General features: G+C 68.8%; 21 protein-coding genes. 11 read left to right on the top strand and 10 right to left on the bottom strand.

Going from position 1 to position 17332, the window contains the following annotated elements; all coding sequences use genetic code 11:
- Positions 1–67: 67 nt before the first annotated feature.
- The 4 genes from AAF430_08690 to AAF430_08675 are packed head-to-tail and all read right to left on the bottom strand — an operon-like array spanning position 68 to position 3995.
- Complete coding sequence (locus AAF430_08690) at positions 68–1054, bottom strand: DUF523 and DUF1722 domain-containing protein (protein ID MEM7410296.1); 987 nt, start codon at positions 1052–1054, stop codon at positions 68–70.
- Positions 1051–2448: a deoxyribodipyrimidine photo-lyase gene (locus AAF430_08685; protein MEM7410295.1), complete on the bottom strand. Its 1398-nt coding sequence runs from the start codon at positions 2446–2448 to the stop codon at positions 1051–1053. The genes AAF430_08690 and AAF430_08685 overlap by 4 nt, the downstream gene beginning before the upstream one ends.
- Positions 2445–3851 (bottom strand): SDR family NAD(P)-dependent oxidoreductase, encoded by a 1407-nt coding sequence (locus AAF430_08680; protein MEM7410294.1) that lies wholly within the window; start codon positions 3849–3851, stop codon positions 2445–2447. The genes AAF430_08685 and AAF430_08680 overlap by 4 nt, the downstream gene beginning before the upstream one ends.
- A 21-nt stretch (positions 3852–3872) precedes the next feature.
- Positions 3873–3995, bottom strand: a complete 123-nt coding sequence (locus AAF430_08675) for a hypothetical protein (GenBank protein MEM7410293.1) — start codon at positions 3993–3995, stop codon at positions 3873–3875.
- Between the two features lie 65 nt (positions 3996–4060).
- Here AAF430_08675 and AAF430_08670 point away from each other — a divergent pair, with 65 nt between their 5' ends.
- From AAF430_08670 to AAF430_08635, 8 genes are all read left to right on the top strand, one after another.
- Positions 4061–4969: a glutathione S-transferase family protein gene (locus AAF430_08670; GenBank protein MEM7410292.1), complete on the top strand. Its 909-nt coding sequence runs from the start codon at positions 4061–4063 to the stop codon at positions 4967–4969.
- 70 nt (positions 4970–5039) lie between these two features.
- On the top strand, positions 5040–6131 hold the full coding sequence (locus tag AAF430_08665) for a DUF2855 family protein (GenBank protein ID MEM7410291.1): 1092 nt from the start codon (positions 5040–5042) through the stop codon (positions 6129–6131).
- A complete protein-coding gene (locus AAF430_08660) occupies positions 6128–6337 on the top strand; it encodes a ferredoxin (protein ID MEM7410290.1) in 210 nt (69 codons plus the stop codon). The genes AAF430_08665 and AAF430_08660 overlap by 4 nt, the downstream gene beginning before the upstream one ends.
- A 61-nt stretch (positions 6338–6398) precedes the next feature.
- Positions 6399–6734, top strand: a complete 336-nt coding sequence (locus AAF430_08655) for a hypothetical protein (protein ID MEM7410289.1) — start codon at positions 6399–6401, stop codon at positions 6732–6734.
- 4 nt (positions 6735–6738) lie between these two features.
- Positions 6739–7053, top strand: coding sequence for a PilZ domain-containing protein (locus AAF430_08650; protein MEM7410288.1), 315 nt, complete (start codon positions 6739–6741; stop codon positions 7051–7053).
- 300 nt (positions 7054–7353) lie between these two features.
- Positions 7354–7878 (top strand): L,D-transpeptidase, encoded by a 525-nt coding sequence (locus AAF430_08645; protein MEM7410287.1) that lies wholly within the window; start codon positions 7354–7356, stop codon positions 7876–7878.
- A gap of 39 nt (positions 7879–7917) precedes the next feature.
- On the top strand, positions 7918–9417 hold the full coding sequence (locus AAF430_08640) for a cryptochrome/photolyase family protein (GenBank protein MEM7410286.1): 1500 nt from the start codon (positions 7918–7920) through the stop codon (positions 9415–9417).
- Positions 9414–9818, top strand: coding sequence for a DUF2256 and DUF3253 domain-containing protein (locus AAF430_08635; GenBank protein ID MEM7410285.1), 405 nt, complete (start codon positions 9414–9416; stop codon positions 9816–9818). The genes AAF430_08640 and AAF430_08635 overlap by 4 nt, the downstream gene beginning before the upstream one ends.
- Before the next feature lie 7 nt (positions 9819–9825).
- On the opposite strand, the gene AAF430_08630 is transcribed toward AAF430_08635, so the two are convergent.
- From AAF430_08630 to AAF430_08615, 4 genes are all read right to left on the bottom strand, one after another.
- A complete protein-coding gene (locus tag AAF430_08630) occupies positions 9826–10254 on the bottom strand; it encodes a hypothetical protein (protein ID MEM7410284.1) in 429 nt (142 codons plus the stop codon).
- Between the two features lie 82 nt (positions 10255–10336).
- On the bottom strand, positions 10337–11629 hold the full coding sequence (locus AAF430_08625; GenBank protein ID MEM7410283.1) for a DUF1329 domain-containing protein: 1293 nt from the start codon (positions 11627–11629) through the stop codon (positions 10337–10339).
- A gap of 538 nt (positions 11630–12167) precedes the next feature.
- Positions 12168–12650, bottom strand: a complete 483-nt coding sequence (locus AAF430_08620; GenBank protein MEM7410282.1) for a MaoC family dehydratase — start codon at positions 12648–12650, stop codon at positions 12168–12170.
- A 109-nt stretch (positions 12651–12759) separates the two neighbouring features.
- Entirely contained in the window at positions 12760–13956 is a 1197-nt protein-coding gene (locus AAF430_08615) for a thiolase family protein (GenBank protein ID MEM7410281.1), read from the bottom strand.
- A 251-nt stretch (positions 13957–14207) separates the two neighbouring features.
- Between AAF430_08615 and AAF430_08610 the strand changes: the two genes are divergently transcribed.
- The 3 genes from AAF430_08610 to AAF430_08600 all read left to right on the top strand — a co-directional run bounded on the left by AAF430_08610 (position 14208) and on the right by AAF430_08600 (position 15906).
- Entirely contained in the window at positions 14208–14699 is a 492-nt protein-coding gene (locus AAF430_08610) for a MaoC family dehydratase N-terminal domain-containing protein (GenBank protein ID MEM7410280.1), read from the top strand.
- Between the two features lie 10 nt (positions 14700–14709).
- Positions 14710–15126, top strand: coding sequence for a MaoC/PaaZ C-terminal domain-containing protein (locus tag AAF430_08605; protein ID MEM7410279.1), 417 nt, complete (start codon positions 14710–14712; stop codon positions 15124–15126).
- Between the two features lie 153 nt (positions 15127–15279).
- Positions 15280–15906, top strand: coding sequence for a chalcone isomerase family protein (locus AAF430_08600; GenBank protein MEM7410278.1), 627 nt, complete (start codon positions 15280–15282; stop codon positions 15904–15906).
- Here the strand turns inward: AAF430_08600 and phoU are convergent.
- Entirely contained in the window at positions 15903–16589 is a 687-nt protein-coding gene (phoU, locus tag AAF430_08595) for a phosphate signaling complex protein PhoU (protein MEM7410277.1), read from the bottom strand. The two genes, AAF430_08600 and phoU, sit on opposite strands and share 4 nt — an antisense overlap.
- Positions 16586–17332 (bottom strand): phosphate ABC transporter ATP-binding protein PstB, encoded by a 747-nt coding sequence (pstB, locus tag AAF430_08590; protein MEM7410276.1) that lies wholly within the window; start codon positions 17330–17332, stop codon positions 16586–16588. Before pstB ends, phoU begins: the two co-directional genes overlap by 4 nt.

The raw sequence follows: 17332 nt of genomic DNA, 5'->3' as shown, positions 1-17332 counted from the left end.
CGAAGAGCATAGACGGGAGCGCCCGTGCCTACGTTCGGATCCACGCGAGAGCGACTCGGACGGGACGCTACACGTGGTTGCGGAGCATCAGCTCCTTCGGGTGGGGCTCGAGATAGGTCTGGCCGGCCAGGTACGCGGTGTCGTGCATGCGGGCGTGATGACGAATCAGCGTGATCGGCACGACGAGCGGAACGAACCCCTGGCGGTACTCCTCGACGAGGTCGGCGAGCTCTGCGCGCGCGTCGGGGTCGATCCGCTTCTTGAAGTACCCGGCGCAGTGGTTCAACACGTTCGCGTTGCGCCCGCGTGTGGCGCGCTTCTCGAGCGCCTCCATGAAGAGGTGCTCGTACTGGTCGCGGAACTCGGCCCGCGACGTCTTCGCCACCTCGGCCACGAGCGCGCCGAGCGTTCGATACGCCGCCGGCGAGTGCGCCATCAGCTGGAGCTTGTGGGCGGTGTGGAACGCCACCACCCGGCCCGCGGTCCAGCGGCCGGTGAAGAGCTGCTTGAGGCGCGCGTAGGCAAAGACCCGCTCGATGAAGTTCTCGCGTAGGGCCGCGTCGCGCAGTCGGCCCTCTTCCTCGACCGGAAGGCCCGGAAACGCCTCGCAGAGAGCCCGTGCGAAGAGGCCCTGCCCCTTGCGCTCGGCCATGCCCTTCGGGTTCCAGACCTTCACGCGCGTCCAGCCACAGCTGGGCGAATCCTTCTTGAGCAGGTACCCGCAGAGCGAGAGTCCCCGCAACGCACGCACCCGCTTCGCCGAGAACCGCTCGAGTTCGTCCGTGCGGTCGGCGCCGGACTTGATCTCGACCAGGCGCACCTCGCCCGAACCGGACTGGAGCCGCAGGGCGGGACGCGGCACGCCCATCCCGGCTTCCAGCTCGGGACACACCGGAACCCACTCGAAGTAGTCGGCGAGGTCGTCGGTGAGGTAGCGATCCCGCTTGTGGCCGCCGTCGTAGCGGACCTCCTGCCCGAGCAGGCACGACGAAACCCCGAGCCGAATCGGCAACGGGACCGAGGGGCGCTCCGGTGCCGCGACGCGCGGGCTCACGCCGCGCCCTCGCGCGCGTCGCGGTAGCGCTCGAGGGCGAGCGCACGGCGCTCGGCATGGTCGACGATCGGGTCCGGATAACTCGAGAAGAGCGGGTCGCGCTTCTCCGGCTCGTGCACCGAAGCACCGGGGAGGTCGCGCAGCTCGGGCACCCACTGGCGCACGTAGTCGCCATCCGGATCCCACCGCTTGCCCTGAGCGGTCGGGTTGAAGATCCGGAAGTAGGGCTGGGCGTCGGTTCCCGTCGAGGCCGCCCACTGCCAGCCTCCGTTGTTCGAGGCCGGATCTCCATCGACGAGCCACTCGAAGAAGAAGCGTTCGCCGTGGCGCCAGTCGATCAGCAGGTCCTTGGTCAGAAAGCTGGCCACGATCATGCGCACACGATTGTGCATCCAGCCAGTGGCTCGGAGCTGGCGGATCCCCGCGTCGACGAAGGGGAAGCCGGTCCGTCCCCGACACCAGGCCTCGAAGCCGGCCGGATCGTCGTTCCAGACCAGGCGATCGTATTCCTGGCGATGGTTCGAGCGAGCGACGCGCGGATGGGTCTCGAGGATGCCGGCGTAGAACTCGCGCCAGACGAGTTCGTCGAGCCACTTGCCGACGCCACGTCGCAGTCGAGGCTCGGACGCCATCGCCTCCAGACCAGTCGCGACACAGTGACGCACCGAAATGGCCCCGAACCGGAGGTAGGGAGACAGCCGGGACGTCCCATCGAGGTCGGGGCGATCGCGGTCCTCGTGGTAGCGGGCCGCCGCAGCCTCGAGGAAGCGCCGGAGGCGGCGATCGGCCGCGGCTTCGCCGCCGGTCGGGAGCTTGGGCCGCTCATCGACGACGGGAAGCTTCGGCAGCGACTCGCTGGCCAGACGACCCGGGATCGGTTCGGGAAGCCTGCGGCGTCGCTTCGGCCACTGGGGATCGTCCTCCCAGCGCCGCCACCAGGCGTTTCGATAGGGCGTGTAGACCGCGAAGGCACCGCCCTGCTGGGTGCGCACCTGATCGGCTGTGAAGACGACGTCGTCGCGACACGACAGGGTTCGAACCCCAGCGGCATCGAACGCGCGCTCCACCCTCGCGTCGCGGCTGCGACCGATCGGAGTCGCACTCGCGTTGAAGGAGACCCACTCAGCCTTCGCCTCGCCCGCGAGTTCCGGCAGCACCTGCTCGGGGGCGCCACTGCGCACGATCAGCCGGTGACCGCGTGCCTCCAGATCGTCGGCGAGCCGTCCCAGGCAGTCCGCCAGGAACGGCGTGCGCGCACGTGCACCGGCGCGCCAGAAATCCTCGGAGACGACGAAGACGAACGCGCAGGCGTCGACCTGAGCGGTCAGCGCGTCGAGGGCCGTGTTGTCGCGGAGCCGGAGATCGTTGCGAAACCAGTGGAGCCCGCGGCTCATTCGGCCAGACCTGCGTCGGCCCAGGCTTCGCAACGCTCCCAGAGGGTCGCGCGATCCGATTCGGTTTCCCGCGTGCCGGGCAGCCAGTAGGTGCTGCGCGGCCGACGGTCGAAGAAGAACCGTCCCGTCGGCTCCGCCGCCGCTTCGCTGGCGGCCAGCCACACGATCGTGTCGGCGCCCTCGGCAGGAGTACGCAGGATGGCCTGGGTCACGCGGTGGAAGAGCGGCAAGGACTCGCGCACACCGGCCGTATCGGCCCAACCCGGGTGCATCGCGTTCACCCGCACCGACGTGTCCCGCAGCTCGTCGGCCCAGCGCTCGGCGAGGATCACCTGGGCGCGCTTCGCCTGAGCGTAGGCGCGCACGCCGTCGAAGGAGCTCTCCTCGGCGTCCGCTTCTTCCAGGAACGGAGGCCCGTCGAGACACAGGCGCTGGGTGTACATGCCGCCCGAGGCCACCCAGATCACCCGCGCCAATGGCGCGCGTGCCAGCGCGGGAAGCAGGAGGCGCGTCAACAGATGCGGGCCGACCACATGGGTCGCCAGCGTCTGCTCCAAGCCCTCGTTCGTGTACACGGGTTCGTCGGAGAGTGAGCCCGCGTTGTGCACGAGGACGTCCACGGGCTGTTCCGAGAGGCCTGCTGCTGCCGCACGTACCGAGGCGAGATCCGAGAGATCGACCTCGACGCAGGAGACGCCCGCGTTCCCCGTCGCAGCGCGGATGCGTTCGGCCGCGGCTTCGCCGCGCTCGGCACTGCGACACAGGAGCACGACGTCGGCTCCCAGATCCGCGAGCGCCAGGGAAGTCTCGTAGCCGAGGCCTGCGTTCGCCCCGGTCACCAGACAGCGTCGACCGGCCATCGAAACATCGAGCGCACCGGGCTCGAAATCGAGGGCGTGGATGCGAAACCCGGTCCTGTCGAAGGAAGCCACCACGGTGGGGTCGACCAGCCGCGAGAGCACGCGTCCCGCGGCCCGGGACCAGGGATCGCTGGCTGGCGTTTCGTCCAGTGGAGGCGCTGCCGGGTCCAACGCTGCGAGCACGTCTTCGATCGCCGCGTGGTCTCCCGCTTCGCGGCTGCGATGCTCGAAGAGCAGGTCTCCGCCCTTGCTCAGCACGAACACGCCGCCGAGCTGCCAGGCATCGCCCTCGACCGCGGTTTGGCGAGAGCCGCTGCGCAGGGCGCGCAGCGCGTGGAAGGGCAGCCGCGGTGACAGCAGCTCGACCCGGCCGCGTCGGAGGCCAGCCGCCCGGTACGCGCGCAGCTCGGGATCGACCAGCAGCGGCCCTTCGAGTTCGAACTCCTTGCGGAAGGCGCGCGCGAAGTGGGTGGCCCCGTTGCCCACGATCACCAGCTCGGCTCCGCGGGCATGGATGTCGTCGAGTGCGTCGCGCAACTGCACGACCTGCTCACGGCAGAACAGTCAGCCGAAGTGGCGCAGGAAGACCAGGACGACCGGCGCGTCGCGCCAGGTGGACCCCAGCTGGACGGGCGTCCCGTCCCAGGCGTCGAGCGTGATGTCCGCCAGCTTGGTGCTGATTCGCAAGACCGACCCCCAAAAGGCGCGTCCTCGACTGTAGCGGGGGCCATGGACTCCGCGATACTGCGCCCATGGCCAACCCGATCCTCCACCACTACGACCTGTCCCCCTACTCGGAGAAGATCCGACTCGTCTTCGGAGTGAAGCACCTCCGTTGGCAGTCGGTTCAGATCCCGATGGTGATGCCGAAGCCCGACTACACCGAGCTGACGGGCGGCTACCGCCGCGCCCCCTCGCTGCAGCTGGGCGCCGACGTGTATTGCGACTCGAAGGCGTGCGTCCAGGCGCTGGAGGCGCTGCACCCGGAACCGAGCCTCTTCCCCGACGGGGACGCAGCATCGGTGTGGGGCCTCGCGCGCGAAGCCGAGGCCAGCTTTCTGATGGTCGTGATGGTGTTCTTCGGGCTGGGGGGCGTGTTCGACGAGGCCTTCGTCGAAGACCGCAAGAAGATGGTCCCGGGCCTCGACATCGAACGCATCCGTGGGATCGTGCCCGCGAAGCTCCTGCAGCTCGCGCAGAACCTCGAGCGTCTCGAGGGTCAGCTCGACGACGGACGCGCCTACCTGATGGGCCCAAACCTGTGCCTCGCCGACCTCGCCGCCTTTCACACGCTCCAGTTCATGCAGTTCCACCCGGCCACCGCTGCCGTGCTCGAGCCGCACGAGGCGCTCTCTACGTGGATGGAGCGGGTGCGTTCCGTCGGCCACGGGGAACGCCAGGAGCTCGACGCAGCCGACGCCATCGAGATCGCGCGCGCAGCCGAACCCGCGGCCTACGCGGGCGAGCCGGCATCGCTCCCCGACGGCCTCGCCTATGGCGACGCCGTGTTCGTGATGCCCGAAGAGCCGGGCTCGGGCGGAGTGACGGGGCGCCTGGAGCCCTCGGGCGTCGACGAGATCGCGATCCGGCGCGAGACCGAGCGCGCTGGCGACGTCGTCGTGCACTTTCCGCGCGCCGAGTACCTCGTCATCCCGGCCTAGCCCGGCGGCGGTTTGACACGTGTATCAGGGGCGTGCCACCGTCGGAACGCGCCCAACAGAGGAGCTTCCGATGTCCACCCCCTGCGATTTCTGGGTTCGTCGCGACGACTACAGCCAGACCCGCTTCGTCGAGCCCGCTGCCGACGCCCACGCCCTCGACGACGGACAGGCCTTGCTGCGCATCGACCACTTCGCGCTCACGGCGAACAACGTCACGTACGCCGCAGCGGGCGACATGCTGAACTACTGGAGCTTCTTCCCCGCGGACGAAGGATGGGGACGCATCCCGGTCTGGGGGTTCGCCGACGTCGTGGCGTCGCGTTGCCCGGATCTCGCGGAGGGCGGGCGCTACTACGGCTACTACCCGATGTCGACCCACCTGCGCGTCGCGCCGGTGCGCGTCTCGGAGACGGGCTTCTTCGACGGCTCGGAGCACCGGCAGGCCATGGCGGCGACGTACAACCAGTACCGCGACGTCGCCGCCGATCCGGGCTACCGGGCGGACGGCGAGGCCGCCCAGATGCTGCTGCACCCGCTCTTCACGACGGGCTTCCTGATCGACGACGCCCTCGGTGATGCCGCCTTCCACGGGGCGGAAGCAGTGGTGATCTCGAGCGCATCGAGCAAGACCGGCTTCGCTCTGGCTTTCCAGCTGGCCCAGCGTGGCAGCGTCCGGGTCATCGGACTCACGTCACCCGGCAATCGCTCCTTCACCGAGGGGCTCGGCTGCTACGACCAGGTGTGCACCTATCCCGAGATCTCGTCCCTCGACGCCAGCGTGCCGACCGCGTACGTGGACATGGCGGGCAACGGATCGATCACCGGCGAGGTGCACCGACACTTCGGAGCGCAGCTGCGACACAGCCTCGTGGTCGGCATGACCCACTGGAAGGAAGGACAGCGGCCCGAAGGGATGCCCGGCCCGGAGCCCGAGTTCTTCTTCGCGCCGACGCAGGTGCAGAAGCGGCATCAGGACTGGGGCGCAGCGGGCCTCCAGGAGCGGGTGGGCAAGGCCTTCCTGGCGTTCCAGGGTCTCTCGGACCGCGCGCTGCAGGTGGTCCGCGGCGGACGCGGCGACCTCGACCGCGTCTATCACGAGCTCCTCGAGGGCCGAACTGCGCCCGACGTGGGGCACGTGCTCGGGCTCCACGAGGGCGAATGACCCCCAGCGCTGCGCGACGCGTGGCGGTGGACCGATCAGCATGTCGCGGGGCCGGCGAGTGCCTGTTCCGGGCTCCGGCGAGTTTCCGCCTGGACGCCGAGGGCCGGGCCGAGGCGCTCGACCCGCCTTGCGACCCCCCGGAGCGGCTCGCCGAGGCGGTCCAGAGCTGCCCCCACTTCGCCCTGCGCTTCGCCGACGGCGAGTAGGGCCCCCGGGGCGGCCGCGTCGTCCGTTCAGGCCGCTCTCGTGGGCGGCCGATACGGGGGTATGCGCTGGTGCCTCCTGCTCCTGATCGCGGGCCTCTGCTCGGGCTGCTTCGTCCTCGACGAACTCGATGCGGGCACCGAAATCATGGACGCCCATACCCCGGTGAAGGAAGGCGACGCGCCGACCAAGTCCGCTGGCGGCGCGCCTGGACAGGACGGTGAGGAAGCGGGCCCGCCCACGGGCCAGGCCTGGTGGTCTGGGGCGAAGAGCCTGAACACGGCACCCCAGGAGCCCGAAGCGGGCGATCCCAACGCCCTGGTCTCGTGCCGCCTCGGAAACGGGACCCGCTTCATGCGACGGAGCGACTGCGTTTCCCAGGGCGGCCGCGCGGGCTGAGCTCTTGGAACGCCGTCGCAGTCCGCGCTTCCGGACCCGCTTCGACGCCCTGATCTCGGCGGACAAGGAGGGTGCGGGCACCCTCGCCGAGATCTCCTACGCCGGCGCCCGGCTGGACGAGAGCTCGGTCCAGCCACCGATCGGCACGCGCGTGCGGCTCTACCTCTTCGTGCAGCCGATCGCCCCCTTCGAGCTGGAGGGCGTGGTCACCCGCCACACCGACGGTGGATTCGCCCTGACCTACGAGCTCTTCGATCCCGAGGTCCGTCGGCTCGTCGACGACGTGGCCGCCCTCGTCACGGAACGCGCTCGCGCCTGACCCGCCGCACCGTCGGTGAGGCGTGCCGAATTCGCGTCACACCGTCGGAGAAACGCCGGTTTTTCGTTGCAAACCGGTGGTTTCGTGGACGATGATGCGTATTGCAGCGGGCCGGCTTCGCCGCCGACCTTCCCCCCCTCGCTCCCCTTCTTGCTCCAGCCCGAGCTCCGCTGTGCCGCTCATCACAGAGGCTGGTTTGAAGTCGGAGTTTCATCCGCGCTGCTGCAACGGTCGCGCTTCGCGCGCACCGCGGTGCCTTCTGTGAAGAGGCGACCTCCGACGTACTGAGGAGCTGGACCGATGTTTCCCCATGGGCTGCTGCTGACCCTGCTGACTCCCGCCTTGTTCACGGCGAGCGCGGATCCGGGAGTCGTCGTCGAGATCAACCGTTCCGAGTACCGGCTCGAGGTCACCGACCTCGCCACACGCGAACGCGGACCCTCGCTTCAGGTGGCGATCGGTTCCCCGTCCCACCCGACACCCGCCGGAGAGTTCTGGCCGTCGGCGGTGATCCGGAACCCGAGCTGGTCGCCGGGTCCCCACGCGCGCGCTCTGGGCGCGACCTTCACCGCTCCGTCGAGCGACAGCCCGCTCGGTGTCGGGAAGATCCCCCTCGGATACAACGCGATCCAGATTCACGGCGGGGCCCACCCCCTCGAGCTCGGGAAGCCGATCTCCCTCGGGTGCATCGAACTCCAGGACGCCGAGTGGTTCGCGCTCGTGCGCTGGCTCGAGCAGCGCGGCACGCTGGCGACGTGGCAACCGCGGGCCGCGGGCGACGTGCACACCACCTTCCGTCGACCGGTGCGCGTCATCGTTCACTGAGGGCCCCCGATTCCATCGGCGCCGGCTAGGGTCGGCCCGATGGCAAGCCCTGCCACCGAAACGGTCTGGGTGCTCGGGGATCAGCTGAACCGGGCCACCGGTGCGCTGCGAGGGCGTCGTCCGGGGGACGTGCGCGTCCTGTTGATCGAGAGCGACCGGCGCATCCAGGCGCGGAACTGGCACCGGCAACGCCTGCACCTCTACCTGACGGCGATGCGGCGGTTCGCGCGGGAGCTCGAGAAGAGCGGCTTCGAAGTCGACTACCGACGCGCGCCGAGCTTCCGGGCCGGGCTCGAGGAACACCGCCGCTCCTTCCGCCCGGACACCGTGACCGCGATGACGCCGTCTCGATTTGGCGCGGCGAGGTCGCTCGCCGACTGGAACGTGTCCCTCGTGCCCAACGACCAGTTCCTGTGTTCTCCCGACGCCTTCCGGGCCTGGGCGGGCGACCGCCAGAGCCTGCGCATGGAGACCTTCTATCGCTGGCAGCGCGAGCGCACGGGCTACCTGATGGAGGATGGAGAGCCCGCCGAGGGGCGCTGGAACTACGACACCGAGAACCGGAAGCCGGCGACGGCCGACGACGTCTGGCCGGCCCCGCCGCGGGCCCGGCTCGACGACCTCGACCGGGAGGTCCTCGACGACCTCGGAAATGCGGGCTTCGGCGACGATCCCGAGGGCTGGTGGGCCACCTCGAGACGGCAGGCCCTGGGCCAGCTGCGGCACTTCGTGAAGGAACGCCTGCCGGTCTTCGGCCCGCACCAGGACGCCCTGACCGAGCGCTCCTGGCACCTCGCCCACGCGCTGTTGAGCCCCGCGCTCAACCTGGGGCTTCTGCATCCGCGCGAGGTCTGCGACGCGGTCGAGAAGGCTTACCGCGCCGGAGACGTCCCGATCGCTTCCGCCGAGGGATTCCTGCGTCAGGTGATCGGCTGGCGCGAGTACGTCTGGGGCCTCTACTGGCTGTGGATGCCCGACTACCGCCGCCTGAATCGGCTGGAGGCACGGCGCGCCCTGCTGCCGTGCTTCGAGGCTCCGGAGCGGACCGAGATGCGCTGTGTCGCGCACGCGGTGGGTGGTGTCCGGGCGCGCGGCTGGTCCCACCACATCGAACGGTTGATGGTCCTGGCGAACCTGGCCCTGCTGACCGAGGTGCGGCCCCAGGCGTTCCTCGACTGGATGGAGCGCTCCTACGTCGACGCCGCCGAATGGGTGATGGTCCCGAACGTCATCGGGATGGGACTCCACGCCGACGGTGGGCGGATGGCGTCGAAGCCCTATGCGGCCGGTGGCGCCTACGTGAACCGCATGAGCGATCACTGCGGCGCGTGTCGCTACGACCCGAAGCAGCGAACGGGCGAGCGGGCCTGCCCGCTCTCGTCCCTCTACTGGCGGTTCGTCGACCGCCATCGCGAGCGGCTCGCGCGCAACCCGCGCACCTCGATGGCCGTCCGCAGCCTGGACAAGCTCCGCGATCGAGACGCCACCCTCGAGCGCGCGAACCAGCTGCTCCGCGGGCTCTCGCGAGGGAAGGTGTGAGCGGCCGGCGGGATCTACTTCGCAAACAGGGCGAGACGAAACTCTGCAGCCACTGCGGCCGCCCCTTCAGCTGGCGCCGGAAGTGGCAGCGCGTCTGGCCCCAGGTGAGGTACTGCGGCGCGCGCTGTCGGCGCGAAGCGCGCCGCGGCGGCGGCGAACGCGTCGAGCAGGCGATCCTGGCCCTGCTCGGCGCGCGCCAGGGAACCGTGTGCCCGTCGGAGCCGGCACGCACGCTCTGGCCCGATGCCTGGCGACCGCGCATGAACGACGTGCGCGCGGCCGCGCGGCGCCTCGCGCACGAAGGACGCGTCGTCTGGCGGCAACACGGCAAGCCCGTCGACCCGACCACGGCGCGCGGTCCGATCCGGCTGGCGCGAGGGCCGCGCTTCGAGAGAGGCTGACGCTCGCCTACTGGGGCAGGTAGGTCTGGAACATCTCGCCGAGCTCGGTGTCGTCGCGGGCCGGCACCTTGTAGTAGGTGCGGATCGTGACGTCACCGTTCTCCTCGAAGCGATAGGTCTCGATGCTGGTCGACATCATCGTGTCGCCGTCGGTGGTGATGTGGTTCTCGAGAACCCAGGCCACCTCGTTGCCGTTCACGAGCACGATGTCGTTGTGGAACTTGAACTTCACACGGTCCTGAAAGAGCCCCCAGGAGTCGAGGCAGCAGTGCTCGAAGCCCACCTTCTCGGGCGTACCGACGGGATCCAGCATGCGGAACTCGCCGGGACCGACCTTCTTCCAGTTCGCCGTCCAGGCCTCTTTGTCGCCGGCGTTCCAGAGGTCGACGTAGTTGTGCGCCCACTCGAGCAGGGCTTTGCGGTTGGGGACGGCCATCGGTTCCTCCGAGCGAAGTTCGCGTGTCACCCTATCGAGGGGCGGCGCGAAAAGCTACGGGGAACGCGCGGGTCTCGCTGGTCTAGCGTCCCTTACTGAGTCGCCCGACGTCGATGAAGCGGCGGATCTTCGCCTTCGACGCCATCGGAGCGCCCGTGCGGTCCCAGAACTCGATGCGATTCCCCGTCCCCGTCTGAACGTTGAGGATCACGTCGCTGACGACGTGAAGGTCCCGAGGTTCGGGAACGCCCTCCCAGCCCGGGTAGTAGGCCCCGGTGAGCGAGTGGTCCTCACTCCAACGCTTGTTGTGGGTGATGATCTTCCAGATCTCACCCTTCTGGTCGTAGGCGAACGAGTACATCGCCGTGAGTGTCTGTTTGTCGAGGACGATGTCCTTGTACTTGTAGGGATGGTCGTCGTTCTTCGGACGCATCCGGATGGTCACGACGTCGCGGAGCTCCCAGCGATCGTTCGCGAAAGAGATGCCGTGGGGTCCGAAGGCGTAGTCGTCGGCGTAGGGATACGCCTTCGCGCGCGTATTCATCGGGCCGAGCATCTGAGCCTCTCCGATACAGGTCCAATCGTACTGGGGCACGACGCCGTTGAAGCTGAAGAGATCGTCGAGGGTGAAGTCGGTGCCCGAGACGGCGTCGGTGCGCTGGGCCGTCGAGATCCGGCGCACCCGGCGCAGACTCGGCAGATAGACCCAGGTGTCGTCGTTGCGGGCCTCGCTCCGAGGCAGGTCCGACGACTTGTAGCGGAAGGTGAGGAGCGTAATCCCGCGCGCGTCGAAGGGCTCGTCGACGGTCGGGCCCCCGGCGTTGCGTCGCTTCTCGCCGCGGAACACGTCCCCTTCGGTGGCCTGGTAGCGCGGCTCGACCCGCCGCGACAGCTTCACGAACTGGGCGCGCCCCTGGTAGTAGAGCGGGAGCTGCTCGCCGCGGTCCCAGTAGGAATACAGGAAGCGCGCGTTGGCGCCGGCGCCCTCCCACTGATAGCTGAAGTTCCACATCGTCTTGACGCCAGCGTGCGGATCTCCGGCGCAGTCGATGGGCCCGGGGAAGGGCCGCCCGGTGGTGTAGTTCTCGAGGCTGCCGTCCGGCCCGATACGGGCCTCGCCTGCGTGCTTCGCGCTCGCCTCCCGCCAGGCGGCCGGCGGCGAGTAGTCGGCCATCGTGGGACCGATCTCGAGCTGCATCCCGTCGAAGAAGAAGTAGTCGCGGTGCTGCCAGAAGGGCCCGGGCAGGAACGGCCGCAGCTTCTCGATCTCTTCGAAGGAGATGACATCGCCCTCGGCGAACGCGGGCTTCTGCGCGGGCTCCGACGCGGCGGCGAAGGCGCACGCGAACACGGCGATGGCAGCGAGGAGACGCATTCCTCCTCCATCGGCCGCCCGGCCCACCGATCCCACCACGAACCACGGCAAACCCCGTCGACAACCGGCAACGCCCCTTCAACCACCGGCAGAACAGAAGCAACACAGGCAGCGTCACGCCGAGATGCGGCTGGGCGCCGGACGGTGGGTCCGGGCTCCCCTCCGCGAAATGGCTCGCTGCGGCCTCTGCGCGCCCCACCCCATCTCTCCCTCACGCGCGTCGTCGAGGCGCAGCGCGCGCTCCCGCGGGCTGCGCTGAGTTCCGCTCCGGAAACCCGGAACCCGCCGTCCGCGCGAGTACAGCGAGTGCGGACGCGCCGGCGCGCGAGCGGCGGCCGTGTCCCAAAGCGGAACTCAGCGCAGCCCGAGAGAAGGCGAGCAAGATGCTCGGGGCGCGAACGGAGGAACCGCCGTCGAACGACACCCCTGCACCGCAGCGAGCCATTCCGCGGTGGGACACGGCCGCCGCGAGCCTCACGCAGACCGCAAGCAAACTCCCGCTGCCCGCGTTCACCGAGGGCTGGGAGGAAGGGAGGGACTAGTCGGAAAAGATCAGCCGCGTCAGCGTCTCGGCGACGCAGCCCGGCTTGTCCTCGCCTTCGATCTCGATCGTCACCACCTGCTTCAGCTGCAGGGTGTTCGGCGCCTTCTGCTCCACACCGGCCAGCGTGCGCCGTGCGCGCACCTTCGCATCCACCTTCACCGGGTTCGGGAAGCGGACCTTCTCGAGGCCGTAGTTCACGCCCATGACGACGCCCTCGTAGGCCTTCGGCTCTACCGGGGGCACCTTGCCGCCGAGGTAGGGCACCAGCGACAGGGTGAGGAAGCCGTGGGCGATGGTCACCTTGTAGGGCGAGAGCTTCGCCGACTTCTCCGGATCGATGTGGATGAACTGATGGTCGAGCGTCGCATCGGCGAAGTCGTTGATGCGCGCCTGGTCCACCTGGAACCACTCGCCCACCCCTTCTTCGTTTCCGATGTGCTTCTGGAAGAGCGCGAGCGCGTTTGCGGCATGGCTCATGATCGATTCCTCCACGGCAGGCCGCCCGCGCCGAGCGGGGGCGTGCGAATCGGGAACGGCGAAGCGCCGCCGGCCCTCGAGGACCGGCGGCGCCTGGAACTCGCCGGACTCAGCAGGCCTCGAAGAGCGAGGCGAGGCCCTGACCGCCACCGATGCACATGGTGACGATGCCGTACTTCTTGCCCGTGCGGCGCAGCTCGCGCACCAGCTGACCCGTCATGCGCGACCCGGTCATGCCGAAGGGGTGCCCGATCGAGATCGAGCCGCCGATGGGGTTGAGCTTGTCGTTGTCGATTCCGAGCTCGCGCTGGCAGTACAGGAGCTGCGACGCGAAGGCCTCGTTGAGCTCGACGATGTCGATGTCGTCGAGGGTGAGGCCGTGGCGCTTGAGCAGCTTCGGCACCGCGAAGACCGGGCCGATGCCCATCTCCTCGGGGCCGCAGCCGGCCACCGCCGTGCCGCGGTAGATGGCGAGCGGCTCGATCCCGAGCTGCTTCGCGCGGTCCGACGACATCAGCAGCGTCGCGGACGCGCCGTCCGACAGCTGAGACGCGTTCCCCGCCGTCACCGATCCGCCCTCTTCCGGCTTCTTGAACACCGGCGGGAGTTTCGCGAGCCCCTCCAGCGTGGTGTTCGGTCGGTTGCACTCGTCGGCTTCGACGACGAACTCTTCCTCGTAGGGATCTTCGCCCTTCTTCATCACGCGGCGCGTGACCGTCATCGGCACGATGTCTTCGGCGATCTTGCCGTCCTTCACCGCCGCCGCGTAGCGCTGCTGGCTCTGCAGGGCGTAGGCGTCCTGATCCTCGCGTGAGATGTTGTAACGCTCGGCGACGATCTCGGCGGTGACGCCCATCGGGAAGTAGAGACCCGGGAAGCGCTTCTGGGCCGTGGCGTTGACGACGCGATTCTGGTTGGACGTGCCGTCCTGCATCATCGTGATCGTCTCGACGCCCGCGCCGATGGCGACTTCTGCACCTTCGTGCAGGATCTCGTGAGCGGCCATCGCGATCGACTGGGAGCCCGACGAGCAGAAGCGCGTGACCGTCGTCGCCGCGACCTCCTTCGGGAAGCCCGCCGCCATGGCGGCGATGCGGCCCATGTTCATGCCCTGGCAGCCTTCCGGGATGCCGCAGCCGAGGTTGACGTCCTCGATCTCCGCCGGATCGAGGTTTTCGTGTCGCGCGACGACTTCGCGCAGCGCGTGGGCGGTGTAGTCGACGGGCTCGGTCATGTTGAACGAGCCGCGATGGGCCTTGGTCAGACCGGTGCGAACGCTGTCGACGATGACGGCTTCTCGGGCCATGGGGGGGAAACCTCCGGTGTGGCGCGCGTTCGGACGTGGTTCCGACGCGGTTTCAAGGGTGCGCTAGCAGGCGCAAAGTGACAGACTAGGTGTCACAAAGAGGCGCCACAAGGGCTCGAACCGCCGCCTCGGCGGCCGGGTGCAGCGGGGTGGAATCGCCGGCGTGGCGCCCACCGATCCGGGTCCCTCCCATCCCTTCCGGTCTCTCGAGACCGCCCACTTCGTCCGCGCACGGGCACAAGGAGAACGCCGTGGCCGAGAACTTCGAGATCACCCCCGAGATGCAGTCGGTCGTGGGGGTCGAATCGTCTCCCTGGACCTACGAGGTCACCACCACCAGTGTGCGGGGCTTCGCCCGAGGCGTCGGCTACGCCGACCCGGTGTACTTCGACATCGCTGCCGCCCAGGCCGCGGGCTACCGCTCGCTCCCCTGCCCTCCCACCTACCTGGGCACGCCCGTCTTCATCCCGGGAAAGAGCGACGAGACCTTCAGCGGCCCGCGAGAGACCGGGCCGCGGCTGAAGCACGGGCTCAAGAACGTGCTCGATGGCGGCGCCGAGACCGAGTACTTCGCCGACATCTGCGCCGGCGACACGCTTCAGGTGTCGAGCCAGATCTCGGACCTGTCGGTCAAGCAGAGCAAGACGACGGGCCAGATGCTCGTCGTGACCGGCACCACCACCTACAAGAACCAGGACGATGTCGTCGTGGCTGTCCAGCGCAGCCAGGCCATCTACTACTAGGAGCCCTGCCATGCCGCTTTCCTGGGACGCGTTCAAAGAAGGCGACGAACTGCCGGTGCTGAAGAAGGCCCCCAGCCTGCAGCAGCTCGTGAAGTACTCGGCGGGGGGCGGCGACTTCAACCCGCTCCACCACGACTACAACTTTCCCCAGAGCCAGGCGATCGGCTCGATCATCGTGCACGGTCGTTTCAAGTACGCCGCCCTCGGCGAGCTGGTCTCGAACTGGCTCGACCACGGCGGGCGCATCGTGAAGCTCTCGTGTCAGTACCGGGGCATGGACCTGCCCGACGGTGAGTTGACCCTGACCGGGCGCGTGACGCGCAAGTTCGAGGAAGGTGGCAAGCAACGGGCCGAGGTCGAGCTCGCCGCTACGAACGCAGACGGCAAGAACACGACGCCGGGAAGCGCGGTCGTCGAGTTCGGGTAGCCCTCCCCGGGGGCTGCACAGACCCGCCCGCCGGCGTGAATCCCTGGGCGGCGCGGTTAGTCTGAGAGCACTGACGGCGCCGCTCGAGGGGCCGATCCCGTTTTCGGAGCCCCGCGGTTTCAGGGGCTCCGCCGCCCGACCGATGAGTCGGTCATGGCTGCCGCGCCCTTCGAGAGGATTCCCGTGCACCGACTGCGCCTCCGGCCCGCCCTCGTCCGGCGCCGGGCCACGGGCCTGCTGGCCCTGCTCGCGGCCTGCCTGTTCGCACTGCCCGGTTCGACCGCCACCCTGGAAGGGGTGCGCTTCGCAGAACGCGTGGACACGGGCGACGTCGAGCTGTCCCTGCATGGACTCGCGCTGCATCGCTACCGCTGGGTGATCAAGGCCTACGTCGCGGCGCTCTACCTCGAAGACGAGACGCCGGGTGCGCAGGCCCTGGAAGACGTGCCGAAGCGCCTCGAGCTCGAGTACTTCTGGAATCTGCGGGGGCAGGACATCGCCGAGGCGGGCGACGCCATGCTCCGCGAGAACGTCGACGACGCGACCCTTGCGACCCTCGGACCGCGTCTGCGCCAGCTGAACGCCCTCTACGAGGACGTGGCACCGGGCGATCGCTACTCGCTCACCTACGTGCCGGGCAACGGCACCGTGCTCGCGAAGAACGACGTGCCCCTCGGCAGCATCCCGGGCGCCGACTTCGCTTCGGCGTACTTCGCGATCTGGCTCGGCGAAAGTCCGCTCGACGCGTCGGTTCGCGACGCGCTGCTGACCGGTCGCTAGCGCCGCGCGTTCGCGTCGGCACGCTCCAACTTGGCGGCGTGCTTCACGTTGCGCGCCTCGGCCACCAGGATCACGTCTTCGGCGATGTTCGTGGCGTGATCGCCGACGCGTTCCAGATGCTTCGCGACCATGATGACGTCCACTTCCTGCGACGCCTTCTCCGGGTGGAGCTGGATCTCGCGCAGCATGCTCTGCACGACCTCGTCCTGGATTCCGTCGATCGTGTCGTCTTCGGCCATCACCGCGCGAGCGAGGTCCGCGTCCGTTCGACTGAAGGCATCCAGTGAGCTCCGAAGCACGCGCTGCGCCGCGCGTGCCAGGGTGGTCAGCGCCGCGGGGTACGGCATGCTCGGGTGACTGCTGATGCGCCGCGCGCTCTTCGCGATGTTGCGCGCGAGATCGCCGACGCGCTCGAGGTCCGTGGCGATCATCTTCGCCGCCATCACCTCGCGGAGGTCCTCGGCGACGGGGGCTTGGAGCGCCAACGCCTTCAGCACGCGCTCGTCGATCGCCACCTCGAGCCGATCGATCTCGATGTCGTCGTCCGCGACCTGCTGTGCGAGGTCGACATCGCGGTCCCAGAACGAGCGCATGGCCTTGTCGAGGATCGCCTCGGCGCGACTCCCCATCCGGTAGAGGTCTTCGCGCAGCTCCTCGAGAACGCTGTCGAAGAGTCGGCTCATCCGTAGCGCCCCGTGATGTAGTCGCTGGTGCGCTGCTCCTTCGGGTTCGTGAAGATCTCGTCCGTGCGGCCGTACTCGACGAGCACGCCGAGGTGGAAGAACGCCGTTCGCTGGGACACCCGTGCCGCCTGCTGCATGTTGTGGGTCACGATCGCGATTGCGTACCGACCGCGCAGCTCGTAGATCAGCTCTTCGATGCGCGCCGTGGCGATCGGATCGAGGGCCGAGCAGGGCTCGTCCATCAGGATAACCTCGGGGTCGACGGCGATCGCGCGCGCGATGCAAAGCCGCTGCTGCTGCCCGCCAGACAGCGCCGTTCCCGCCTCGTCCAAGCGATCCTTCACTTCGTCCCAGAGGCCCGCCCGGGAGAGGCTCGTCTCGACGACCCCCTCTAGCTCGGAGCGATCGTCGGCGAGGCCGTGGATTCGCGGCCCGTAGGCGACGTTCTCGAAGATCGACTTCGGGAAAGGGTTGGGCTTCTGGAAGACCATGCCCACACGGGCACGCAGCTGCTCCACGTCCATCACTTCGCTGTAGATGGAGGTTCCATCCAAGCGAATTTCCCCCGTGACCCGACACCCGGCGATCGTGTCGTTCATCCGGTTGAAGCAGCGCAGGAAGGTCGACTTCCCACAGCCGGAGGGCCCGATCAGGGCGGTGACCTCGTCCCGCAGGATGTCCAGCTCGACGTCCTGGATGGCGTGGTTGTCGCCGTAGAAGACGTCCACCGAACGAGCGGACAT

Source organism: Myxococcota bacterium (assembly GCA_039030075.1).
Taxonomy (GTDB): Bacteria; Myxococcota_A; UBA9160; order UBA9160; family SMWR01; genus JAHEJV01.
The sequence above is the reverse complement of the archived record's forward strand: the minus strand, read 5'-3'. Positions and strand labels throughout refer to the sequence as shown.